Source organism: Bradyrhizobium sp. JR4.1, assembly GCF_040548605.1.
Classification (GTDB): Bacteria; Pseudomonadota; Alphaproteobacteria; order Rhizobiales; family Xanthobacteraceae; genus Bradyrhizobium; species Bradyrhizobium canariense.
In genome coordinates this window covers 93,759-117,085 of sequence record NZ_JBEPRY010000005.1, presented here as the reverse complement: position 1 = coordinate 117,085, position 23,327 = coordinate 93,759, and the positions used below count along the sequence as shown (strand labels likewise).

18 protein-coding genes are annotated in these 23,327 nt (G+C 63.2%); 11 read left to right on the top strand and 7 right to left on the bottom strand.

Translation table 11 applies throughout. The features are described 5' to 3' along the window. Window positions 1–8: 8 nt before the first annotated feature. From ABIB90_RS14080 to ABIB90_RS14050, 7 genes are all read right to left on the bottom strand, one after another. Window positions 9–968, bottom strand: a complete 960-nt coding sequence (locus ABIB90_RS14080) for a transketolase family protein (RefSeq protein ID WP_354200909.1) — start codon at window positions 966–968, stop codon at window positions 9–11. Window positions 969–978: 10 nt separating this feature from the next. Beyond that, the gene (locus ABIB90_RS14075) at window positions 979–1,827 is read right to left on the bottom strand and encodes a transketolase (RefSeq protein ID WP_007602953.1); all 849 of its coding nucleotides are present in this window, start codon (window positions 1,825–1,827) and stop codon (window positions 979–981) included. Further along, window positions 1,824–2,852 (bottom strand): aminoglycoside phosphotransferase family protein, encoded by a 1,029-nt coding sequence (locus ABIB90_RS14070; RefSeq protein ID WP_354200908.1) that lies wholly within the window; start codon window positions 2,850–2,852, stop codon window positions 1,824–1,826. Before ABIB90_RS14070 ends, ABIB90_RS14075 begins: the two co-directional genes overlap by 4 nt. After that, window positions 2,849–3,460, bottom strand: a complete 612-nt coding sequence (locus tag ABIB90_RS14065) for an HAD family hydrolase (protein WP_245286052.1) — start codon at window positions 3,458–3,460, stop codon at window positions 2,849–2,851. Before ABIB90_RS14065 ends, ABIB90_RS14070 begins: the two co-directional genes overlap by 4 nt. A gap of 5 nt (window positions 3,461–3,465) precedes the next feature. Then, the gene (locus ABIB90_RS14060) at window positions 3,466–4,467 is read right to left on the bottom strand and encodes an NAD-dependent epimerase/dehydratase family protein (RefSeq protein ID WP_007602964.1); all 1,002 of its coding nucleotides are present in this window, start codon (window positions 4,465–4,467) and stop codon (window positions 3,466–3,468) included. 27 nt (window positions 4,468–4,494) lie between these two features. Further along, window positions 4,495–6,066 carry a PfkB family carbohydrate kinase gene (locus ABIB90_RS14055; RefSeq protein ID WP_007602965.1) on the bottom strand — a complete coding sequence of 524 codons (1,572 nt, stop codon included), beginning with the start codon at window positions 6,064–6,066 and terminating at the stop codon, window positions 4,495–4,497. 83 nt (window positions 6,067–6,149) lie between these two features. Beyond that, on the bottom strand, window positions 6,150–7,178 hold the full coding sequence (locus ABIB90_RS14050) for an SDR family oxidoreductase (RefSeq protein WP_354200907.1): 1,029 nt from the start codon (window positions 7,176–7,178) through the stop codon (window positions 6,150–6,152). A gap of 162 nt (window positions 7,179–7,340) precedes the next feature. Between ABIB90_RS14050 and ABIB90_RS14045 the strand changes: the two genes are divergently transcribed. From ABIB90_RS14045 to rpoC, 11 genes are all read left to right on the top strand, one after another. Next, the gene (locus tag ABIB90_RS14045; RefSeq protein ID WP_354200906.1) at window positions 7,341–7,928 is read left to right on the top strand and encodes an SIS domain-containing protein; all 588 of its coding nucleotides are present in this window, start codon (window positions 7,341–7,343) and stop codon (window positions 7,926–7,928) included. A 52-nt stretch (window positions 7,929–7,980) separates the two neighbouring features. Continuing rightward, entirely contained in the window at window positions 7,981–9,273 is a 1,293-nt protein-coding gene (locus ABIB90_RS14040) for a methyltransferase domain-containing protein (RefSeq protein ID WP_311985920.1), read from the top strand. 376 nt (window positions 9,274–9,649) lie between these two features. Next, window positions 9,650–9,841 (top strand): preprotein translocase subunit SecE, encoded by a 192-nt coding sequence (secE, locus tag ABIB90_RS14035; RefSeq protein ID WP_007602984.1) that lies wholly within the window; start codon window positions 9,650–9,652, stop codon window positions 9,839–9,841. Continuing rightward, a complete protein-coding gene (gene nusG / locus ABIB90_RS14030) occupies window positions 9,841–10,395 on the top strand; it encodes a transcription termination/antitermination protein NusG (protein ID WP_007602985.1) in 555 nt (184 codons plus the stop codon). Before secE ends, nusG begins: the two co-directional genes overlap by 1 nt. A gap of 130 nt (window positions 10,396–10,525) precedes the next feature. Beyond that, the gene (rplK, locus tag ABIB90_RS14025; RefSeq protein WP_007602986.1) at window positions 10,526–10,954 is read left to right on the top strand and encodes a 50S ribosomal protein L11; all 429 of its coding nucleotides are present in this window, start codon (window positions 10,526–10,528) and stop codon (window positions 10,952–10,954) included. 6 nt (window positions 10,955–10,960) lie between these two features. Next, window positions 10,961–11,653 (top strand): 50S ribosomal protein L1, encoded by a 693-nt coding sequence (rplA, locus tag ABIB90_RS14020; protein ID WP_007602988.1) that lies wholly within the window; start codon window positions 10,961–10,963, stop codon window positions 11,651–11,653. 90 nt (window positions 11,654–11,743) lie between these two features. Continuing rightward, on the top strand, window positions 11,744–12,691 hold the full coding sequence (locus ABIB90_RS14015; RefSeq protein WP_354200905.1) for a 2-hydroxyacid dehydrogenase: 948 nt from the start codon (window positions 11,744–11,746) through the stop codon (window positions 12,689–12,691). Window positions 12,692–13,268: 577 nt separating this feature from the next. Then, window positions 13,269–13,787: a 50S ribosomal protein L10 gene (gene rplJ / locus ABIB90_RS14010; RefSeq protein WP_035995742.1), complete on the top strand. Its 519-nt coding sequence runs from the start codon at window positions 13,269–13,271 to the stop codon at window positions 13,785–13,787. 54 nt (window positions 13,788–13,841) lie between these two features. After that, window positions 13,842–14,219, top strand: a complete 378-nt coding sequence (gene rplL, locus ABIB90_RS14005) for a 50S ribosomal protein L7/L12 (RefSeq protein WP_007602994.1) — start codon at window positions 13,842–13,844, stop codon at window positions 14,217–14,219. Between the two features lie 482 nt (window positions 14,220–14,701). Then, entirely contained in the window at window positions 14,702–18,817 is a 4,116-nt protein-coding gene (rpoB, locus tag ABIB90_RS14000) for a DNA-directed RNA polymerase subunit beta (RefSeq protein WP_007602996.1), read from the top strand. Window positions 18,818–18,945: 128 nt separating this feature from the next. Further along, a complete protein-coding gene (gene rpoC, locus ABIB90_RS13995; RefSeq protein ID WP_007602997.1) occupies window positions 18,946–23,142 on the top strand; it encodes a DNA-directed RNA polymerase subunit beta' in 4,197 nt (1,398 codons plus the stop codon). Window positions 23,143–23,327: the final 185 nt, after the last annotated feature.

Here is a 23,327-nt window from a genome sequence, read left to right as displayed (position 1 = left end):
GGGACCCGTCAGGTGGAATGAAGTTGCGGAGAGGAGGTGTATGAGGCGGGAAGCGCGCGCGCGATCGAGGTCGCAATGGCGTCGGCGGAAAGTCCGTGCTTCTTCAGCAGCGAGTCCTGCGATCCGTAATTGTGCATGAACCGGTCCGGCAACGACAACCGCAGCATCGCGGGCAGGCCAGAGCCGAGCTTGTCGATCAGCGTCTCCGCGACCGCGCTGCCCAGGCCGCCCGAGGGCACGTGCTCCTCCAGCGTCGCCACTAGCCTGATACCCCGGATCGCTTGCAGCAGCGCCTTGGTGTCGAGCGGCTTGACCGTGTGCATGTGCAGGATGCCGGCGCGAATGCCTTGCGCGGCCAGCAGGTCGGCCGCAGCGAGTGCCCGCTGGAGCATGATGCCTGTCGTGATCATGACGACGTCGCCTGGCGGCCGCACCAGGATGGCCTTGCCGATCTCGAAGCCGTGCTCGGCCTTTGAGACTACGGCGTCGCCACCTTTGCCGAGCCGGATGTAGATCGGCCCGGTCCAGTCGAGCGTTTGCCCCATCAGCCGCGCCGCTTCGTCGGCGTCGCACGGGCAGACCACCGTCATGTTCGGCAGCGCCCGCATGATGGCGATATCCTCGATCGCCTGGTGGGTGGGGCCGAGCGGGGCGTAGACGAGCCCGCCGCCATTGGCGATCAACCGCACCGGCAGATTGTGCAGGCACAGATCGACCGCGACCTGCTCGTAGCAGCGGCGGGTCAGAAACGTGGCGATGGTGTTGACGTAGGGCACGAAGCCTTCCATCGCGAGACCTGCCGACATGCCGATGATGTGCGCTTCCGAAATGCCTTCGATCAGGTGGCGCTTGGGAAACTCCTTGCTCATCGCGCGCAAGGTACCTGCGCCGGGATCGGAGCCGATGTAGAGCACACGCTCGTCGCGCGCGGCGAGCTTGTGGACCATGTTCATCGCGGTGTTGCGCATGAGAAGCCGATCAAAAATCCCCGACGGCGACGCGGATGGCGTCGAGCTCGCTGTCGGTGAGCTTGTTCTTGTGATGCCAATCCGCGTTGGATTCCGCGGCCGGCAGACCCTTGCCCTTGACGGTATGGCAGATGATCGCTGTGGGTTTTCCCGGAACGGCCGGGACCTGCTTCAGGACAGTGCGCAGGGCGCCGACGTCGTGGCCGTTGAGCTCCTGCACGGCAAAGCCGAAGCTGCGCCATTTGTCCGCGAGCGGCTCCAGCGGCAGGACGTAATCGGTGGGCCCGTAGCTCTGCAGCTTGTTGTAGTCGATCAGCGCGACAAGATTGTCGAGCCCGTGCTTGGCCGCGCCCATGGCAGCTTCCCACACCGATCCCTCGTTGATCTCGCCGTCGCCGAGAAGGACGAAGGTACGGTAGGTCCGCTCGCGCATGCGCGCGGCGAGCGCCAGGCCGACACCGATCGACAGTCCGTGTCCGAGCGCGCCGGTCGAGGCCTCGACCCCCGGCACCATTCCGTATTCGGGATGTCCGCCCAAAATGCTGTCGGGGCCGCAGAAACCGTCCAGCTCCGACAGCGGAAAGAATCCGCGATCGGCCAAGAGCGCATAGAGTGCCAGACACCCGTGTCCCTTGCTGAGGATCGCGCGGTCGCGGGTCGGATCGCGCGGATTGCTCGGATCGATCCGCAGCACGTCGTCGTAGAGCACGCGGACCATCTCGATCAGCGACAATGCCGGACCGACATGTCCGCGTCCCGCAGAGCGGACAGAACCGAGCACCAGGCGGCGCAGATAGAGGCTGCGCTCATCCAGCGTGCAGGCGAGGGCGGTTTCAGCGTGGGGTGAGATCCGGGTCACTTCGGTAAATCGGTTGGGCGAATCGTCTGGTGAAGTCGGCGGGCTTTGTCGAGCTGACCGGCGAGGCGGATCCTAACATCGCCACCTTGCGCAGGCATTGCGCGCCGGGAGCGGCTGTCCGGCAAATACGCGTTCAGGACAATCAGGCACCAGATTCCCTTGAGCACAGGATATAGTACGTCAAGGCGGATCGCAAACGCGTCATCGCTCGCCTCGAAGGCGCGCGACAGCCGTTCGATCAAGCGATTCGCGCTCGCTTCCGGCAGGTCGCTGCCGGGGTGAATGGCGGTGTCGGACACGAGCTTGACCGGATCGTCCCAGCCAAAATATTCGAGGTCGATGAATCGCAAGCGCCCGTCTTCGGCGCGCAGCGCGTTGTGCAGTCCGAAGTCGGACGGACTCAGCGCGCGATGGGTGGGCGCAAGGTCCACCGAGGGACCCCGGCCCAGTTCCGCGTAGCGCCGGCGGAGCTGCCGAATCGCGACGGCAGTGCTGGGAACGAGGCTGCCTTCGATAAACGTGCGCAGGTCCGGATGATCATCCAATGCCCGCCTCAATGCGTCCAGGCGCTGCTCGTACTGGGCGATGGCCGCTTCTGGCGAAAAGATGCTGGCTGAGGCGTTGCGCAAATGCTGCGCGCCTTCGGCGTCGCGCAGCTTCTGCAGCCCGATGAGGAAATCGGCGAGTTGATCGGCATCGTCGCCCTGGGGGCGCAGCACCGCAGGTTCGCCGTCGAACCATTGGTACAGCGCGCAGAACGCATCCGCGTCCTTCGCGACCGGCCGTGGTGTCGACGTGATGCCGTGGCGCGCCAGGAACGAGAGTGCATCATACTCCTGTCCCAGGCGATCGCGTCCGTCGGACCGATAATGCTTGAGGGCGAGGGGCGGTCCCTCCGCCATCTCCAGCCGAAAAACCCTGTTGTTGCCGCCGGACCGTGCCGGCTGGGCGTCTGCGACACGCGCACCGGCCAGGCGGCTGCCGATTGCCATCGCATCCGGCGCGGTGATGTCGGTCTCGCTCATGCTGCAAACACCTCGCGGCGGATATCGGCCCATGTCGCGATCGGCTTGCAGTGTTCGGGGTGAGGAGGCTCCGACCGCGTGAACAGGATCGATCGCGTGGTTTTCGGAAAATGCGGTTGCTCGAAGACGTCGACCAGATCGTCGATGAAGACGTCCAGCTTCAGGCTCGCGAGCCTCTCGACCTTGGCGGCCAGTGTGTGCTCGAAATAGACGTCGTCGACGGCCAGCGCCGCATCCGCAGCGTCGATCAGGCCGGCTCCCCGCAGCCAGCCGCGCGCCGCGTCGCGCAGGTCGGTGCGGTCGGGGTCCTGATGACCGAATCGGGTCTTGTGGCTGACGATGCAGACCTTCGAGCCGGCCCGCTTGCACGCCACCAGGAATTCCCGCACGCCCGGATAGATTTCGGCGCCGCCAATTCCCTTGCCGTAGACGAAGCCTTGCAGTCCTTGCCAGGCGAGCTCGCCGCCCGCGCTGGACCGGAGATGATCCCGTAGGTCGGTCTTCAGCCCCTCCCACCCTTCCGGCACCAGCCCACGCTGAAGTGCGACGGCGGCAAAGACCTTGTCGTAGCAGATGATCGTGTTGTCGAAATCGATGCCGATCCGCACGCCGCTCACTTCAGGCTGATGTTCTGCATCATCTTGATGTTGAAGTACCGGGGGTCGTTAAGCGAGTTCGGCAGGTGGCCCGCCTTGAAAGCGTCAACGAGGCCGGACACGGCCTGCTCGATCGTATGGGACGGCGCAAAGCCGAGCTCGCGCCGGATCTTCTCCGAAGAAACGTGGTAGGAGCGGAGATCGTCGGTCGGCTCGACGACGACATCGACATTGCTGCCGACCACCGACTTGACGATGTCGGCGATCTTCATCAGCGAGTGGTTCTCGTAGCCGATATTGTACGTCTTGCCGTCGATCTTTGCGTCATCCAGCTGGAGCAGGAACAGATAAGCGGCTGACATGTCCTGGATGTGCAAATTGGGCCGGCGCTGCGTTCCGCCGAACACGCGGATGCGGCCGGTGTTAACCGCGAGATTAGTCAGGATGTTGACGACGACGTCGAGCCGCTGTCGCGGTGCGTAGCCGCAGACGGTGGCGGGGCGAACCGTGCAGGCGACGAACCCGGACGCGGCCTCGTCGGCTAGGTCGGTCTCGCACATCGCCTTGAACTTCGAGTAGTCCGTGAGCGGCTCGCAGGACAGGTCCTCGGTCACCTCGGCTTCGTCCTTGATTCCGTAGACGCTGGACGAGGAGGCATAGATGAAGCGCTTGATGCCAGCCTTCTTGGCGGCGCGCACCATCGGCCGGAAGCAGTCGTAGTTGATGGACTTGCCGAGCCCCGGGTCCAGCTCGAACGACGGGTCGTTGGAGATGCAGGCGAGGTGGATTACGGCGTTGTTGCCGCGCAGGGCCTCGTTGATCGCGGCTTCGTCACGGATGTCACCCTTGATCAGGCGCAAATTGGGATTGTCGCGGACGGCATCGAACACGTCCTCGCCATACATGAACAGGTCGAGCACGGTGACCTTGTGGCCCGCAGCGAGCAACTGGGGAACCAGCACGCTACCGACATAGCCGGCACCACCGGTGACCATCACATTCCATTTTCGACCAATCACTGTCGTTCTCCAGTATCTGCCGTCGCGCTACTTCAACAGCGCGGTGACGAACTTGACCAGCGGCACCTTTTCGACCGAGCTGCGGTGGCCGACGATCCCGACCTTGATCGCGCCGGCTGCGTTCCCGATGAAGGCGACGTCCTCGATATTGCCGCCGGCGGCAACCAGCGGCGCGGTGATCGTTAGGAAGGCGTCGCCCGCGCCGACGGTATCGACGACGGTCTTGGTGAAGGCGGGGACGCGCGTGACGCCGGTTTTCGACGAGAAGGGGTAGCAGCCGAAGGAGCCGTGCGTGATGATCATGTTGTCGCAGTCGATCTTGCCGTGCAAGCCGGCCTCGATCACGGACGCGATGTCGCTGAACTTGTCGCTTGCAGCCAGACGCGCCTCCGGCGCGTCGATGCAGATGTAGTCGGCCCGCGGATACCTCGTGATCAGGTTGTAGCCGTGATTGCCGCTGTTGCTCTGGGCATTGACCGCCAGGAATCTGGAGTTGGCGATCAGGGTGTCGATCGTGCTCGACGCGATCATGCCGTGACCGAAATCGGTGGCGATCACCACGTCCGCGCCACGGACGCGCTCCGTCGTGATACGGTCGATCTCCTTCCGATCGGCCTCGTCGAGCGGCGTGTCGTCCATGGTGTAGACTTCGAAGAGCTTGTGCAGATATCCGAGCTCGACGTACCGCGATTTGCGGGTCGTCGGACGGCCCTGAAGGCGGATCGGCGTCAACGTGACGTTCGGGCGGACATGCGCCCGAATGAACTCCTCAGGGTAGTCGTTGCCACCAAGCGTCGTGACGACCTCCACCGACTTGCAGAAGCTCGCGACATGGTTCGCCGCGGCAATGACGCCGCCCGCAAATTGCTCGCCGCTCTTGAACAGCGTGGCGACGATGTTTTCCTTCGAGGCCTTTCCGAGCGCCGTGACGTACTGGTATTCGTCGATGATGGTGTCGCCGACCAGCACGACGTGCATGTCCTGCACCTTGTCGATCAGCTTCAGCAGGCGATCGGCGCCGCCACCTTCACGGACTTTTTGCAGGTAGTCGCGGAGGGGAGGATCGTAGATGTCGAAATACCGGTTCACCAGCGACGAGGAGCTGAATGTCACGTCGCGCGTGAACACGATGCGCCCGCCGTGACGCTCGACGGCGTCGCGCTCGGTCCGGATCTTGCCGGTTACGTCGTCTTCGGGGTTTTCATAGTCAGACCCCTTCACATAGATGTCCGGCCGCACCGTATCCAGGATCGGCTCGGCGCTGGAAGTGTGATTGATGCCGACCCAATCGACGGTCGCGAGCGAGGCCAGCATCTCGGCCCGCATGTTTTCGGGGAAGATCGGCCGACCGGGTCCCTTGTTGACGTAACGGTCGGCGGTGATCGTGACCATGACGACGTCGCCGTCGTTGCGCGCCGCCTGGATGTGTCTGATATGGCCGAGATGCACGAGGTCGAAGACGCCATGGCAGAGTGCAACCTTCCGGCCCCGCGCTTGCGCGGAGCGCGCGATCTCGCCCAGTTCCTCGATTGTCCTGATCTTTTCGTGCTCCGCCAGTTGGTCGTTCAACGCGGGATTGTCGGTCGGAATATAGCCCATGTGAATTACCTAAAGCGCCGGCCGGCCTCAGCCGGGCGGCCCGGAATTGATCGATTCGCGGCAACGATACCCGGCGAACCTGTTCACTGGCTTGCCTTCTGCGGCGCGCCGGATGGCGCGTCGTTGTTGTCTGCGAGATATTTGAACCAGTCCTTCGTGGCGTCCGCGATCTTGTCCACTGTCCACAGGGGAGCGTCCTTGTACTGATCCATCGAATTCAGCATCGTCGCGACCCCGTCCTCAAATCTTACCTTCGGCGTCCATTTCAGGATCCGCTTGATCTTGGCGATGTCGGCATAGGTGCAATCGGGCTCGCCGGGACGCTTGGGAATGTGGACCTTGTCGCCGCCGAGAAGCTCAACCAGCCGGTTGACACTGTAGGTGTTGTCGGAGCCGACGTTGAAAATCTCGTTCGAGACCTCGGAGCGCGCGGCGGTCACGAAAGCATCGGCGACATCGCTGACGAAGGTGAAGTCGCGGGTCTGTTCGCCATCGCCGACCACCGTGAAGGGCTTGCCGGCGAGCTTCTGCGCCATGAACACGCCGAACACGGCGCCGTAGGTGCCCGTGGTGCGATGGCGCGGCCCGTACACGTTGAACAGGCGCAGCGCGACCGCGGGCAGCTTGTAGACCTGGCACCAGTGCATGACGCACTGCTCGCCGAGATTCTTGGTGAGGGCATAAGGATACATCGGTCGGATCTCAGCGCTCTCCGGCGTCGGATAGACATCGGGAATTCCGTAGCAGGAGGACGACGCAGCATAAACGAAGCGGCTGACGCCGGCCTGCCGTGCAGCCTCGAGAACGTTGATCGTGCCGTCGACATTGGCGCGGTGATACGGGATCGGGGACTCGATCGAGGGGACGATGTCGGCCAGCGCGGCGAGATGAAACACCCAGTCGATGCCGTCGAAATGCGGCTTGATCGATTCGAGTTCGGTGACGTCGGCCCGCACGATCTTCAGTCGACCAGAATCGACACGCGAGGCCAGATTTTCGGGGCGTCCGATCACGAAATTGTCGAGCGCGACGACCTCATGGTCGTCGTCGAGGAGGCGGTCGACGAGGTGACTGCCGATGAAGCCCGCGCCACCGGTAACGATGCATTTCATAGGAACATCCGTGATGCGAATGCCCAGCGAAACAGGCCCGCCAATGTTGAGTGAAGGTGGAAACCGAATCGGCTGTTGGTCGACTTCGATGGTAATATAGCTTTGCAATCGCTGGTGATAGCCGGTATCAGGGGCGCCATGTTGCCGTCGAGCTGCCAACCCATGCCTGTGGAGCCCATCAATCCCGATCACAAGGCCTTCCTCGACGATTATGTGGGGCGCCTCCATCGCGCGACGGCGGTTGACGACGGGGTTTTCGCCAGGATTTCCGCCACCCGCACGGCTTGGTTGCGCGCGCGCGAGCAGGGCGGCCGAGTCATCTTCATCGGCAATGGAGGCTCGGCCGGCATCGCCTCCCATCTCGCGATCGATCTGGCGAAGAACGCATCGGTGCCCGCACTCTGCTTCAGCGATGCCAGCATGATGTCGTGTCTTGCCAATGATTACGGTTTCGAGCACTGGCTTGCGCATGCTGTGCGGCTGAGCGCCCGCGCCGGCGATTGCCTCGTCGCGATCAGCTCGTCGGGACGCTCGAAGAATATTCTCAATGCGGTCGCGCAGGCGCGGGCGATGAAGCTCGATGTGATCACGCTGTCGGGCATGAACGCCGAGAATCCGCTGCGCAATCTCGGCGACGTCAATTATTACGTCGACAGCCGCAGCTACAACATCGTCGAGACCACGCATCAGTTCTGGATGATGGCCGCGATCGACCTCATCATCGGTGGCGCGGAATATCCGGCGTCCTGAGGCGGTGCCGTCGATCTGATCACCACGGGGTGAGATTGCCTCACCCGCTCGCATGTCTCCGTTTTACGGTCCTACGATGAAAAACCTGTTTTACGTCCGCCATACCTGCCGCCTCTGTCATTCGGACAAGCAAGAGCTTGTCGTCCCGATGGCGGGCATGCCCATCGGCACCCCGAACTTCCAGGTGCCGGATGCAAGCGCCGACGATTCTGTCTTTCGGGCCGCGGTGCCGATGGCGCTGCACCTGTGCGCAGACTGCGGCCACCTGCAGATTCTCCACGTCGGCAATCCGGAGATCCAGTACCGCAACTACGTCTATACCACCTCGCTCTCGCTTGGCCTGCGGGAGCACTTCGCAGGCTATGCCAACGACGTCGTCAGCCGGTTCGCCGTCGCGCCGGGCTCGCTGGTCGTCGAGCTCGGCAGCAACGACGGATCGCTGCTCGGTTTCTTCAGGGAGCGCGGCATGCGGGTGCTGGGTGTCGATCCCGCCGTCGACATCGCGCGGCGTGCGACGGAAGCAGGAATCGAGACCATCGGCGATTTCTTCACCGATGCCATCGGTCGCCGCATCCTGCAAAGCCACGGCGCGGCCAGCGTCGTGATCGCCAACAACATGATCGCAAATGTCGACAATCTCGACCCGCTGGTGATCGGGGTTCGCGACGTGCTTGCGCCGGACGGGCTGTTCGTTTTCGAAACGCAGTATGGCCTCGACGTCACCGAGAAGAACCTTCTCGACACCGTCTATCACGAGCATCTGTCGTATTTTAACATCAAGCCGCTGACGCGCTTCTTCGCGCGGCTCGGCATGGAAGTGATCGACGTCCAGCACATCGAGACCAAGGGCGGCTCGATCCGGGTGACGGTGCAGCGTGCCGGCGGCGCGAAGAAGCCGTCCGCTGAGGTCGCGCGCTTCATCGCCGAGGAAGATCGGCTCGGCGTCGACCAGCCGGGCTACTATGTGCCCTATGCGAAGAGGATCGCCGCCATCCGCGACGAGTTGGTCGCGATGGCCGATGCCGCCCATGCGCGCGGTCAACTCGTGGCCGGCTACGGCGTCTCGGTCGGGACCACGACCCTGCTGCCGCAGTTCGGCCTGGAGAACAAGATCGACTTCCTGGTGGACGACGATCCCAAGAAGGCGAACGTGATGGCCGGCCCGGGATACGACATCCCCATCCTGCCGCCCGCCGCCCTTTACGAGCGCAAGCCAGCGTTCGTCGTCGTCTTCGCCTGGCGCTACGTGGACCCGATCCGGGCCAAGCATGCCGGCTATTTCGCCGAGGGCGGAAAGTTCGTTGTGCCGTTGCCGGGCATTTCGACGATCGACCGGGCCGACTGACCTTGAGGAGGCGCTAATGGGGCGGCAGATGACGGGCCCGGTGGTCTCGTCCTGCCAGGAACCGGCTGCGCCCCTTGGGACGGCGGATTGCAGGCGGCAGATAAGCCCTTGATCGGCCTGATCTCTGGTCGGTCGCCTGTGGAGGTCGTTTTGCTCGCGCCAGCCCTCCCTGTCTTGACCTTTGGCCCCATCCGCAGTAGATACCGCGCACTCGCAGCCGGCCCGTTAGACGCGGATCTCCGGCGCGGCTTTGAAATCCCCGAACAATCGAGCCCGGATTCCGGCTCATCCTTCGAGACAGAGGGCTGGGCCAACGGCGGCTGTTCGGATCCCTGAAATTCATTCGCGTCTGTCGACGGACGTTGGACATCAAACGATGGCAGTCAGCCCGTTCAAGTTCTTGCAGGAAGTGCGCTCGGAGACCGCCAAGGTCACCTGGCCGACCCGCCGCGAGACCACGATCACCACCATCATGGTGTTCGTGATGGTCGCCGTGGCCTCGATCTTCTTCTTCGCCGCCGACCAGATCATCCGCGTCCTCATCACCTTCCTTCTGGGCATTCACTGATGGCAACAGCAACGGCTCAATTGTCTGACAAGCGCTGGTACATCGTCCACGCCTATTCGAACTTCGAGAAGAAGGTCGCCGAATCGATCCGCGAGCAGGCCAAGCAGCGCGGGCTCGAGGAGCTGTTCGAGCTGGTGCTGGTCCCGACCGAGAAGGTCACGGAAGTGCGCCGCGGCCGCAAGATCGACGCCGAGCGCAAGTTTTTCCCGGGCTACGTGCTGGTGAAGATGAAGCTGACCGATGAGGCGTTCCATCTGATCAAGAACACGCCGAAGGTGACCGGCTTCCTCGGCGCGGAAAACAAGCCGATGCCGATCTCGGAAGCCGAGGCCATGCGCATTCTGCACCAGGTGCAAGAGGGCGTGGAGCGGCCGAAGGCGTCGGTGTCGTTCGAAATCGGCGAGAACGTGCGCGTGGCCGATGGCCCGTTTGCCTCGTTCTCGGGTGTGGTCGAGGAAATCGACGAGGCGCGCTCGCGCGTGAAGGTCGCGGTGTCGATCTTCGGCCGCGCCACGCCGGTCGAACTGGAATTCGGTCAGGTCGAGAAGGTCTGATCGGGTAGGCGCGAGACTTCGGTCTCGCGCAACAAGAGGCCGTGGGAGGGAGAGGGCGGTTGCCAGCCGCATCCGACCCAGACCACGAACCTGAAACCGCCGGTCCAGGCCGGCCCAACAGGAGTGATACATGGCAAAGAAAGTGACCGGATACCTGAAGCTTCAGGTCCCGGCCGGTGCGGCGAATCCTTCGCCCCCGATCGGTCCCGCGCTCGGTCAGCGCGGTCTCAACATCATGGAGTTCTGCAAGGCGTTCAACGCCCAGACCCAGAAGGAAGAGAAGAACACCCCGATCCCGGTGGTCATCACCATCTATGCGGACCGTTCCTTCACCTTCGAGATGAAGACCCCGCCGATGTCCTTCTTCCTCAAACAGGCTGCCAAGATCCAGTCCGGCTCCAAGGCGCCGGGCCGTGACAAGGCCGGCGCGGTGACCAAGGCGCAGGTGCGCGAGATCGCCGAGAAGAAGATGAAGGATCTCAATTGCGATTCCATCGAATCGGCCATGAAGATGGTCGAGGGCTCTGCCCGCTCGATGGGTCTGGAAGTGGCGGGGTAAGGGCTCATGGCAATCGGAAAACGTTTGAACAAAGCCCGTGAAGGTATTGATCGCGAAAAGCTTTACCCGCTCGCGGACGCCATCAAGATGGTCAAGGAACGCGCGAAAGCGAAGTTCGACGAGACCATCGAGGTCGCGATCAATCTCGGAGTCGATCCGCGTCACGCCGACCAGATGGTCCGCGGTGTCGTGACCCTGCCGAACGGCACCGGCCGTACGCTCCGCGTCGGCGTGTTCGCCCGCGGCGCCAAGGCCGACGAGGCCAAGGCGGCGGGGGCCGACGTCGTTGGCGCCGAGGACCTGGTCGAGAAGGTGCAGAACGGCACGATCGATTTCGACCGCTGTATCGCAACCCCCGACATGATGCCGCTGGTCGGCCGCCTTGGTAAGGTGCTCGGCCCGCGCGGCCTGATGCCGAACCCGAAGATCGGCACCGTGACCATGGACGTCACCGGCGCCGTGAAGGGCGCCAAGGGCGGCTCGGTCGAGTTCCGCGTCGAGAAGGCCGGCATCCTGCAGGCTGGCGTCGGCAAGGCCTCGTTCACCGAGGAAAAGCTGGTCGAGAACATCAAGGCTCTGGCTGACGCTGTCTCCAAGGCCAAGCCGGCGGGTTCCAAGGGCACCTACATCCAGCGCGTTGCAGTGTCCTCGTCGATGGGTCCCGGCGTGAAGGTCGAGCCGGGCACCATTCTCGGCTAAGGTTTGGAAATGACATGAGGCGAGGGGCGGAATTGGGCAACCGATTCCGCCCCTCGTCGTTTGTGACGGCGTTCACCGGAAACAAGAACAATGACTGACAAGGCCCTGATCTACTCGCGCTTTCCCAAGACGATGATGGCGCGCTTCGCCGAGCGGTTCGAGCTGCTCGACACCGGCGGCAAGCCTGCGCGCGAGGTGTTTTCCGCCGACGAACTCGGCGGCATCCGCGCGGTGCTCACCGCGGGTGGCACGCCACTGGGTGCGGAGGCGATGGACCTGTTTCCGAAGCTCGGCGCCATCGTCTGCTACGGCACTGGCTATGACGGTGTTGACCTGAAGGCCGCTGTTGCCCGCAACATTGCGGTCGGACATAGCCCGGGCGCCAATGCGGCCTCGGTCGCCGACATCGCGATGACCCTGATGCTCGCGACGACGCGGCGAATCCTGGTTGCCGACCAGTACGTCCGCAGCGGCGATTGGGCCGCGTCAAAGCCCTCGCCGATGATGCGCCCGCAGGCCGGGATGCCGGGCCGCCGCATCGGCGTCTACGGCATGGGTGAGATCGGCCGCAAGATCGCAGCGCGCTGCGCATCCTTCGAGAGCGAAATCGGCTATTTCAGCCGCAGTAGGTACGATCTGCCCTATCAATATTTCCCGACGCTGGAGGCGCTCGCCGACTGGTGCAGCGTGCTGATGATCGCGGTCCGGGCAGGGGCCGAGACCCAGCATGCCGTCAGCGCCGATATCCTCAAGCGCCTCGGGGCGGACGGCTATGTCGTCAACATCTCCCGCGGCTCGGTGATCGACGAGAAAGCCCTGGTGGTGGCGCTCACCGAAAAGACCATCGCCGGCGCCGGTCTCGACGTCTACGACCAGGAACCGCACGCCCCGGACGCGCTGACGGCGCTCCCAAATGTCGTGTTCGCCCCCCATATCGGCGGCCACACCCTCGAATCGCACGTAGCCATGCAGAACTGCGTGCTGGCGAACCTGACCGCGTTTTTCGAAGGCAGGCCGCTGCCTTATGAGGTCAAATGAGCGGAAACCGGCCCTTGTCGGCCATGGTTAAGCGCGAGCGGCAACGGATTGGAACTGGTGTGAATTTTGCTCTTGGCAAGCAGGCCCCGAGCGGTTAAAGAACCGCTTCCGGACGTGCCGGCCTCGGCTGGCGCGTTCGTGCACGCATTCCGAAAACAAGCGATGGAGATCATTCCTTTTCAGGACGTCCGTGAGGATTGGCTGGAAAAGGAGGGAAATTCGTCGGGTGTGGGATGCGGGCAGAGGTCGGGCGGTTCGCCGGCTGACCTTGTCCTGTCCAAGACTGCAGGCGCCCGCGGGGAATTTCGATTTCTCAACGGCTTAATCGCATGGCCTGCATAGACGGGTGAAGACCGGATTTCACTTCGTGGCCACCTTAGGGTCGGTTGCGGAATGGGTTTGGTTCGGACCTCGACACGCCGTGGGCCCTAACGGGCTCCCGGAGGGCAGGCTTTGAATTGTCGTCTTGCCCGGCGTGTCCGATGGGTTTGGCCCTGAGGTTCAGGTTTGGGCGGGACGATGGGTGCAACCCGGCGGTCCCGCTTTCGCGATGACCGCCAACCGGAAAGAGCTTGCTGTGGAACGAGCGGCAAAAAAGGAAGCGGTCGAACAGCTCAATGGGGTCTTCAAGACCACGAGCGTCGCGGTCGTTGCCCAATATTCCGGCCTGACCGTTGCCCAGATGCAGAAGCTGCGCATGCAGATGAAGCAGGCTGGCGCCTCGGTGAAGGTCTCGAAGAACCGTCTCGCTAAAATTGCTCTTGAAGGCACTGACGTCGTTGCCATCGGCCCCATGCTGAAGGGACCGACCGTGATCGCCACCTCGGACGATCCGGTAGCGGCGCCAAAGGTCGCCGTCGAATTCGCCAAGGCGAACGAAAAGTTCGTCATCATTGGCGGCTCGATGGGAAAGACCGTCCTGAATGTCGACGGCGTGAAGGCACTTGCCTCGCTGCCGTCGCTTGACGAACTGCGCGCCAAGATCGTCGGCCTGCTTGTGGCCCCGGCGACCAAGATCGCTCAGCTCGCCAACGCGCCCGCGGGCAAGCTCGCGCGCGTCATCCAGGCTTATGCCTCAAAGGGCGAAGCGGCCTGACGCCCTTCGCAAAACTCAAACCCGAACCAGACTTACATTCAAGGAAACTGAACAATGGCTGACCTGCAGAAGATCGTTGACGACCTCTCGAGCCTCACCGTGCTCGAAGCTGCCGAACTCGCGAAGCTCCTCGAAGAGAAGTGGGGCGTTTCGGCTGCCGCGGCTGTCGCCGTGGCCGGCCCGGCTGGTGGTGGCGCTGCCGCCGCTCCGGCCGAAGAGAAGACCGAGTTCACGGTCGTTCTTGCCGCCGCCGGCGACAAGAAGATCGAGGTCATCAAGGAAGTCCGCGCCATCACCGGCCTGGGCCTGAAGGAAGCAAAGGACCTCGTCGAGGGCGCGCCGAAGCCTGTCAAGGAAGGCGTGAACAAGGACGAAGCCGAGAAGCTCAAGGCCCAGCTCGAGAAGGCTGGCGCGAAGGTCGAGCTCAAGTAAGCAACGCTTACTGGCACGAGATCCCGGTGCGCATCATCGCAACCGGGGTCTCGGTCCACTCCCCGAAAGGGTGGGCTGGATGCAAAAGGCGTGCGACGGAACGACCCGACGCAGGCCGAACACGAAAAAGTGTGGGGATTTGAGGGTTTGTCCCTCGAATCTGCACTAATGTCGCCCCATATCGGGTCGGCAGCACGAAAGCGCGGTGGGCAGGGATGCCGCATTCCCTGTAAGCCGTTGGGAGAGCAAGCTATTTCGGGCTTTTGCAGTCCGTGAAGAGGATGGTTGTGACGGGCGGGCGCGCTCCTGCGCCCCGCGCGTCGTTTTGCGTTTTGAAGGTCTGAAGAACAGATTCAGGACATTCCTGCCTGAAACTGAGTCTCCGGCCCCCAAGACGGGTTCGAAAAATTCAACCCGGGGAGCGGCGGTCGCCGCGTTCCGGAGGGCGCGCCCAAATCGGGCGACGAAAATGAGAGGCCACGATGGCGCAGCAGACATTCACCGGTCGCAAACGCGTTCGCAAGTTCTTCGGACACATCAAGGAAGTGGCCGAGATGCCGAACCTCATCGAGGTTCAGAAGGCGTCCTATGACCAGTTCCTGATGGTCGACGAGCCCCAGGGCGGACGGTCGGACGAGGGCTTGCAGGCGGTGTTCCGCTCGGTGTTCCCGATCTCCGACTTCTCGGGCACCTCGATGCTGGAATTCGTCCGCTACGAGTTCGAGCCGCCGAAATACGACGTCGACGAGTGCCGCCAGCGCGGCATGACCTTCGCGGCTCCCCTCAAGGTGACGCTGCGCCTCATCGTGTTCGATATCGACGAGGAAACCGGCGCGAAGTCGGTCAAGGACATCAAGGAGCAGGACGTCTACATGGGCGATATCCCGCTCATGACGATGAACGGCACCTTCATCGTCAACGGCACCGAGCGCGTCATCGTCTCGCAGATGCACCGTTCGCCGGGCGTGTTCTTCGACCACGACAAGGGCAAGACCCATTCGTCGGGCAAGCTGCTGTTCGCCGCCCGCGTGATCCCGTATCGCGGCTCCTGGCTCGACATCGAGTTCGACGCCAAGGACATCGTCTATGCGCGTATCGACCGTCGCCGCAAGCTTCCGGTGACGTCGCTGATGTTCGCGCTCGGTCTCGACGGCGAGGCGATCCTCAGCACCTTCTACAAGAAGATCCAGTACAAGCGGATCAAGGAAGGCTGGCGCGTTCCGTTCGACGCCAATCGTTTCCGCGGCTACTCGACCATCAACGACCTGATCGACGCCGATACCGGCAAGGTCGTGCTCGAAGCCGGCAAGAAGCTCACCGTGCGCGGTGCGCGTCAGATGCAGGAGAAGGGTCTGAAGGCGCTGCGCCTGTCGGATGCGGAGCTCGTCGGCAACTACATCGCCGAGGACCTCGTCAATCCCAAGACCGGCGAGATCCACGCGGAAGCCGGTGAAGAGATCACCGACAAGTCGATGAAGGCTCTCAACGAGCAGGGTTACAAGGAACTGCCGCTGCTCGACATCGACCACGTCAATGTCGGCGCCTATATCCGCAACACGCTCTCGGCCGACAAGAACATGACGCGTGAGGACGCGCTGTTCGACATCTACCGCGTCATGCGTCCCGGCGAGCCGCCGACGCTGGATTCGGCGCAGGCGATGTTCCAGTCGCTGTTCTTCGACGCCGAGCGCTACGACCTCTCGGCGGTCGGCCGCGTCAAGATGAACATGCGCCTCGACCTCGATGCGCCCGACACCCAGCGCACGCTGCGCAAGGAAGACATCCTCTCCGTCATCAAGACGCTGGTGGATTTGCGCGACGGCAAGGGCGAGATCGACGACATTGACCATCTCGGCAACCGCCGTGTGCGCTCGGTCGGCGAGCTCATGGAGAACCAGTACCGCATCGGCTTGCTCCGCATGGAGCGCGCGATCAAGGAGCGCATGTCTTCGGTCGACATCGACACGGTCATGCCGCAGGACCTGATCAACGCGAAGCCGGCGGCCGCTGCCGTGCGCGAGTTCTTCGGCTCCTCGCAGCTCTCGCAGTTCATGGACCAGACCAACCCTCTGTCGGAGATCACCCACAAGCGCCGCCTGTCGGCGCTTGGACCGGGCGGTCTGACCCGCGAGCGCGCCGGCTTCGAGGTGCGCGACGTGCATCCGACGCATTACGGCCGCATCTGCCCGATCGAGACGCCGGAAGGTCCGAACATCGGCCTGATCAACTCGCTCGCGACCTTCGCGCGCGTGAACAAGTACGGCTTCGTTGAGACCCCGTATCGCAAGGTCAAGGACGGCCGCGTCACCGACGAGGTCGTGTACCTCTCAGCAATGGAAGAGGGCCGCTACACGGTCGCGCAGGCCAACGTGCCGCTCGATCCGAAGGGCCGCTTCACCGAAGACCTCGTGGTCTGCCGTCACGCCGGCGAAGTCTTGCCGGTGACCCCGGACAAGGTCGACTACATGGACGTGTCGCCGAAGCAGCTCGTTTCGGTCGCAGCCGCGCTGATCCCGTTCCTCGAGAACGACGACGCCAACCGCGCGCTGATGGGCTCGAACATGCAGCGCCAGGCGGTGCCGCTGGTTCGCGCCGAGGCGCCGTTCGTCGGCACCGGCATGGAAGGCGTGGTTGCGCGTGACTCGGGTGCTGCGATCGCGGCGCGCCGTTCGGGCGTGATCGACCAGATCGACGCGACCCGCGTCGTCATCCGCGCCACCGAAGATCTCGATCCGACCAAGTCGGGCGTCGATATCTACCGGCTGATGAAGTACCAGCGCTCCAACCAGTCGACCTGCATCAACCAGCGTCCGCTGGTGAAGGTCGGCGACATCGTCAAGAAGGGCGACATCATCGCCGACGGTCCGTCGACCGATCTCGGCGAGCTCGCGCTCGGCCGGAACGTGCTCGTCGCGTTCATGCCGTGGAACGGCTACAACTTCGAGGACTCGATCCTGCTCTCCGAGCGGATCGTGAAGGAAGACGTGTTTACCTCAATTCATATCGAAGAATTCGAGGTGATGGCCCGCGACACCAAGCTCGGACCCGAGGAAATCACCCGCGACATTCCAAACGTCTCGGAAGAAGCGCTGAAGAACCTCGACGAAGCCGGCATCGTGTACATCGGCGCGGAAGTGCGCGCCGGCGACATCCTGGTCGGCAAGATCACGCCGAAGGGCGAAAGCCCGATGACGCCGGAAGAAAAGCTCCTGCGCGCCATCTTCGGCGAGAAGGCTTCCGACGTCCGCGACACCTCGCTGCGCGTTCCTCCGGGCGTGCAGGGCACCATCGTCGAAGTGCGCGTGTTCAACCGGCACGGCGTCGACAAGGACGAGCGTGCGCTGGCGATCGAGCGGGAAGAGATCGAGCGTCTGGCCAAGGATCGCGACGACGAGCAGGCGATCCTGGACCGCAACGTCTACAACCGTCTTGCCGAGCTGCTCGAAGGACGGCAGGGCATCGCCGGTCCGAAGGGCTTCAAGAAGGACACCAAGATCACCCGTGCGGTGCTCGAGGAGTACCCGAAGTCGCAGTGGTGGCTGTTCGCTTCGCCGAACGACAAGCTGATGGCCGAGATCGAGGCCATGCGGAAGCAGTACGACGAGTCGAAGAAGGGGCTTGAACAGCGCTTCCTCGACAAGGTCGAAAAGCTTCAGCGCGGTGACGAATTGCCGCCCGGTGTGATGAAGATGGTCAAGGTCTTCGTCGCGGTGAAGCGCAAGATCCAGCCCGGCGACAAGATGGCCGGCCGCCACGGCAACAAGGGCGTGGTGTCGAAGATCGTGCCGATCGAGGACATGCCGTTCCTCGAAGACGGTACGCATGCCGACATCGTGCTCAATCCGCTCGGCGTGCCCTCGCGCATGAACGTCGGACAGATCCTCGAGACCCATCTCGGCTGGGCATGTGCCGGCCTCGGCAAGCGTATCGGCCAGACGGTCGATGCCTATTTGTCGAAGCAGGACATCAGGCCGCTGAAGGAAACCTTGAAGAAGGTCTACGGCGAGGACGAGACGATCAAGTCGCTCAACGACAACGAGTTGATCGAGCTCGGCCACAATCTGAGCCGCGGCGTTCCGATCGCGACGCCGGTGTTCGACGGCGCCAAGGAAGCCGACATCGAGGAGATGCTGAAGCTTGCCGGTCTCGACGCTTCGGGCCAGTCGACCGTCTATGACGGCCGCACCGGCGATGCCTTCGACCGCAAGGTGACGGTGGGCTACATCTACATGCTCAAGCTGCACCATCTCGTCGACGACAAGATCCACGCGCGTTCGATCGGTCCGTACTCGCTCGTTACCCAGCAGCCGCTGGGCGGCAAGGCGCAGTTCGGCGGCCAGCGCTTCGGCGAAATGGAAGTGTGGGCGCTCGAGGCTTACGGCGCGGCGTACACGCTCCAGGAGATGCTGACCGTGAAGTCGGACGACGTCGCTGGCCGTACCAAGGTGTACGAGGCGATCGTGCGTGGCGACGACACCTTCGAGGCCGGTATTCCGGAATCGTTCAACGTGCTGGTCAAGGAAATGCGCTCGCTCGGCCTCAACGTCGACCTGCACAATTCCAAGGTCGGACCGGGGACGGCGGAAGCGGCCGAGTAAGACGACCCTCATGCCCGGCCTGAACGGCCGGGCATCGGTGCCCAGTCCTGGAGTCGCGAGGGCAGGGCGCCCCGCATAGTGATTTTCGAATTTGCTGCCGGAGGCGACCGGCACGCGAGGAGAAGACGATGAACCAAGAAATTATGAATCTCTTTAATCCGACGACGCCGGCTCAGGTCTTCGACCAGATCCGGATCTCGATCGCGAGCCCCGAGAAGATTCTGTCCTGGTCGTACGGCGAGATCAAGAAGCCGGAAACCATCAACTACCGTACCTTCAAGCCCGAGCGCGACGGCCTGTTCTGCGCCCGCATCTTCGGGCCGATCAAGGATTACGAGTGCTTGTGCGGCAAGTACAAGCGCATGAAGTACAAGGGCATCATCTGCGAGAAGTGCTCGGTCGAGGTCACGCTGTCGCGCGTCCGGCGCGAGCGCATGGGCCATATCGAGCTCGCAGCCCCCGTCGCCCACATCTGGTTCCTGAAGTCGCTGCCCTCGCGCATCGGCCTCCTGCTCGACATGACGTTGAAGGATCTCGAGCGGATCCTCTATTTCGAATATTACGTCGTGCTCGAGCCGGGCCTCACCGCGCTGAAGGACCGTCAGCTCTTGTCGGAAGACGAGTATCTGAAGGCGCAGGACGAATACGGCCAGGATTCCTTCACCGCCATGATCGGCGCGGAAGCGATCCGCGAGCTGCTCAAGGGCATGGACCTCGAGAAGCTCGAGCTGACCTTGCGCGCGGAGATGCAGGAGACCGACTCCGACATCAAGCACAAGAAGCTCGCCAAGCGCCTGAAGATCGTGGAAGCGTTCCGCCACTCCGGCAACAAGCCGGAATGGATGATCATGACCGTGGTCCCGGTGATTCCGCCGGACCTGCGTCCGCTGGTGCCGCTGGACGGCGGCCGCTTCGCGACCTCGGACCTCAACGACCTCTACCGCCGCGTCATCAACCGCAACAACCGCTTGAAGCGGCTGATGGAGCTGCGCGCGCCGGACATCATCATCCGCAACGAGAAGCGCATGCTTCAGGAGGCCGTCGACGCTCTGTTCGACAACGGCCGCCGTGGCCGCGTCATCACGGGTGCCAACAAGCGTCCGCTGAAGTCGCTCGCCGACATGCTCAAGGGCAAGCAGGGCCGGTTCCGTCAGAACCTGCTCGGCAAGCGCGTCGACTATTCGGGCCGTTCGGTGATCGTGGTCGGTCCCGAGCTGCGCCTGCATCAGTGCGGCCTGCCGAAGAAGATGGCGCTCGAGCTGTTCAAGCCGTTCATCTACTCGCGGCTTGACGCCAAGGGTCTGTCCACCACCGTGAAACAGGCCAAGAAGCTGGTCGAGAAGGAGCGGCCCGAGGTCTGGGACATCCTGGACGAGGTCATCCGCGAGCATCCCGTGCTGCTCAACCGCGCACCGACGCTCCATCGCCTCGGCATCCAGGCGTTCGAGCCCGTGCTGATCGAGGGCAAGGCGATCCAGCTCCACCCGCTGGTCTGCGCCGCGTTCAACGCCGACTTCGACGGCGACCAGATGGCCGTGCACGTCCCGCTGTCGCTCGAAGCGCAGCTGGAAGCGCGCGTCCTGATGATGTCGACCAACAACATCCTGCATCCGGCGAACGGCCAGCCGATCATCGTGCCGTCGCAGGACATCGTGCTCGGTCTCTACTACGTCTCCATCATGCGCGAAGGCCTGCCCGGCGAGGGCAAGATCTTCGGCGAGATGGCGGAGCTCGAGCACGCGCTGCACGCGAAGGTCATCCACCTCCACACCAAGATCAAGTACCGGTGGGAAGGCATCGACGAGACCGGCAAGATCTCCAAGCGCTGGATCGAGACCACCGCTGGCCGCGTCATGCTGGGCAATTTGCTGCCGAAGAACCCGCGCGTTCCGTACGAGATCATCAACAAGCTGATGACCAAGCGCGAGATCTCCGGCGTCATCGACCAGGTCTACCGCCACTGCGGTCAGAAGGAGACGGTGATCTTCTGCGACCGCATCATGGCGCTCGGCTTCTACAACGCGTTCAAGGCCGGCATCTCGTTCGGCAAGGACGACATGGTCGTGCCGCACTCCAAGTGGAAGATCGTCGACACCACACGTACGCTGGCGAAGGATTTCGAGCAGCAGTACAACGACGGTCTGATCACCCATGGCGAGAAGTACAACAAGGTCGTCGACGCCTGGTCGAAGGCCACGGAAGAAATCGCCAAGGCGATGATGAAGGAGATTTCCTCGACCAAGAAGACGGCGAGCGGGGCGGATGCCGACATCAACTCGATCTACATGATGGCTCACTCCGGTGCCCGCGGTTCGCCGGCCCAGATGCGCCAGCTCGCCGGCATGCGCGGCCTGATGGCCAAGCCGTCTGGCGAGATCATCGAGACGCCGATCATCTCGAACTTCAAGGAAGGCCTCTCGGTGCTCGAGTACTTCAACTCGACCCACGGCGCCCGCAAGGGCCTCGCGGACACCGCGTTGAAGACTGCGAACTCCGGCTACCTGACCCGTCGTCTCGTCGACGTCGCGCAGGATTGCATCATCACGCAGGACGATTGCGGCACCAAGCTCGGCATCAAGATGCGCGCCATCGTCGATGCCGGCACCGTGGTCGCTTCGCTCGGCTCGCGCATCCTCGGACGCACGGCCTGCGAAGACGTGCGTGACAGCACGGGCAAGGTGATCTTCAAGCGCGGTACGCTGATGGAAGAGAGCCATCTGGATGCCATTCATCAGGGCGGCGTCCAGGAGGTGAAGATCCGCTCGGCGCTGACCTGCGAGCTCGTCAACGGCATCTGCGGCAAGTGCTACGGCCGCGATCTCGCTCGCGGCACGCCGGTCAACCACGGCGAAGCGGTCGGGGTCATCGCGGCCCAGTCGATCGGCGAGCCGGGCACCCAGCTCACCATGCGTACCTTCCACATCGGCGGTGCGGCGCAGCTGAACGAGCAATCTTTCGTCGAATCCAACTTCGACGGCAAGATCGTGATCAGGAATAAGGCCATCGCCCGCAACAGCGACGGCCACCTGGTTGCGATGGTTCGCAACATGGTGATCGCGATCGTCGATGCCGACGGCACCGAGCGTGCGACGCACCGTATTCAGTACGGTTCGCGCCTGCACGTCGACGAGGGCGACATGGTCAAGCGCGGCCAGCGTATCGTCGAATGGGATCCCTACACCCGTCCGCTCCTCACCGAGGTCGAAGGCACCATCGGCTTCGAGGATCTGGTCGAGGGACAGTCGATCTCGGAAACGCTCGACGAGGCCACCGGTATTGCCAAGCGCGTGGTCATCGACTGGCGCTCGATGCGCGGCGGCGGGGACCTGCGTCCCGCCATCGTGATCAAGGGCAAGGACGGCAAGGTGCTCAAGCTCGCCCGTGGCGGCGATGCTCGCTACATGCTGTCGGTCGACGGCATTCTGTCGGTCGATGTCGGAGCCAAGGTCCAGGCGGGCGACATTCTCGCCCGTGTCTCGACCGAAAGCGCCAAGACGCGCGACATCACCGGCGGTCTGCCGCGGGTGGCGGAACTGTTCGAGGCTCGGCGTCCGAAGGATGCGGCGATCATCGCCGAAATCGCGGGCACCATCCGGTTTGGGCGCGACTACAAGAACAAGCGTCGCATCTCGATCGAGCCGATGGACAAGACCGACGAGGCGCGCGAGTACCTGATCCCGAAGGGCAAGCACATCCACCTTCAGGACGGCGACGTCGTCGAAAAGGGCGACTTCATCGTGGAAGGCAACCCGGCGCCGCACGACATTCTGGCGGTCAAGGGCATCGAGGAACTCGCGGCCTATCTGGTCAACGAGATCCAGGAGGTCTACCGGCTCCAGGGCGTGCTCATCAACGACAAGCACATCGAGGTGATCGTCCGGCAGATGCTCCAGAAGGTGGAAGTCACCGACCAGGGCGACACGGACATGATCTCGGGTGAGCAGATCGACAAGATCGAGTTCGACCAGATCAACGCGAAGGCCAAGGAAGAGGGCAAGAAGATCGCCACGGGGACGCCGGTTCTGCTCGGCATCACCAAGGCCAGCCTTCAGACCCGCTCCTTCTTCTCGGCGGCCTCGTTCCAGGAGACCACCCGCGTCCTCACGGAAGCGGCGGTCAACGGCAAGGTCGATCCGCTCGAAGGCCTCAAGGAGAACGTCATCGTCGGTCGGCTGATTCCGGCAGGCACCGGCGCCTCCATGGCGAAGATCCGCGAAGTCGCGGTGAAGCGCGACAAGATGATCCTCGACGAGCGCGAGAAGCAGGCGGCCGTCGTGCCGCCGGCGCCGGAAGTGGAGCCGATGGCGCTGCCACCTGCGGAATGATCATTCATCCGTAGGAATACCGAGGACACTGAAAAGGCCGGCGCAAGCCGGCCTTTTTGCTGCTTTGTTTCCCTGTTGCGGTGCAGGATCAACCTTTGTTCATCTTTCCTTCAGGCGCAAAAGCGCTTCTGCTAGGAGAGCTTAGACCGGTGGTCCCGTGAAGGGGGCGGGCCGGAGACCACGGA

Excerpts from the sequence above, each read along its gene's own strand:
- ABIB90_RS14015 (WP_354200905.1), top strand. The coding sequence starts at position 11,744 with ATGACTGACAAGGCCCTGATCTACTCGCGCTTTCCCAAGACGATGATG.
- ABIB90_RS14040 (WP_311985920.1), top strand. The coding sequence starts at position 7,981 with ATGTCTCCGTTTTACGGTCCTACGATGAAAAACCTGTTTTACGTCCGC.
- rplL (WP_007602994.1), top strand. The coding sequence starts at position 13,842 with ATGGCTGACCTGCAGAAGATCGTTGACGACCTCTCGAGCCTCACCGTG.
- ABIB90_RS14080 (WP_354200909.1), bottom strand. The coding sequence starts at position 968 with ATGCGCAACACCGCGATGAACATGGTCCACAAGCTCGCCGCGCGCGAC.
- rpoC (WP_007602997.1), top strand. The coding sequence starts at position 18,946 with ATGAACCAAGAAATTATGAATCTCTTTAATCCGACGACGCCGGCTCAG.
- nusG (WP_007602985.1), top strand. The coding sequence starts at position 9,841 with ATGGCAACAGCAACGGCTCAATTGTCTGACAAGCGCTGGTACATCGTC.
- rplK (WP_007602986.1), top strand. The coding sequence starts at position 10,526 with ATGGCAAAGAAAGTGACCGGATACCTGAAGCTTCAGGTCCCGGCCGGT.
- ABIB90_RS14070 (WP_354200908.1), bottom strand. The coding sequence starts at position 2,852 with ATGAGCGAGACCGACATCACCGCGCCGGATGCGATGGCAATCGGCAGC.
- secE (WP_007602984.1), top strand. The coding sequence starts at position 9,650 with ATGGCAGTCAGCCCGTTCAAGTTCTTGCAGGAAGTGCGCTCGGAGACC.
- ABIB90_RS14050 (WP_354200907.1), bottom strand. The coding sequence starts at position 7,178 with ATGAAATGCATCGTTACCGGTGGCGCGGGCTTCATCGGCAGTCACCTC.
- rpoB (WP_007602996.1), top strand. The coding sequence starts at position 14,702 with ATGGCGCAGCAGACATTCACCGGTCGCAAACGCGTTCGCAAGTTCTTC.
- rplA (WP_007602988.1), top strand. The coding sequence starts at position 10,961 with ATGGCAATCGGAAAACGTTTGAACAAAGCCCGTGAAGGTATTGATCGC.
- ABIB90_RS14045 (WP_354200906.1), top strand. The coding sequence starts at position 7,341 with ATGCCTGTGGAGCCCATCAATCCCGATCACAAGGCCTTCCTCGACGAT.
- ABIB90_RS14055 (WP_007602965.1), bottom strand. The coding sequence starts at position 6,066 with ATGGGCTATATTCCGACCGACAATCCCGCGTTGAACGACCAACTGGCG.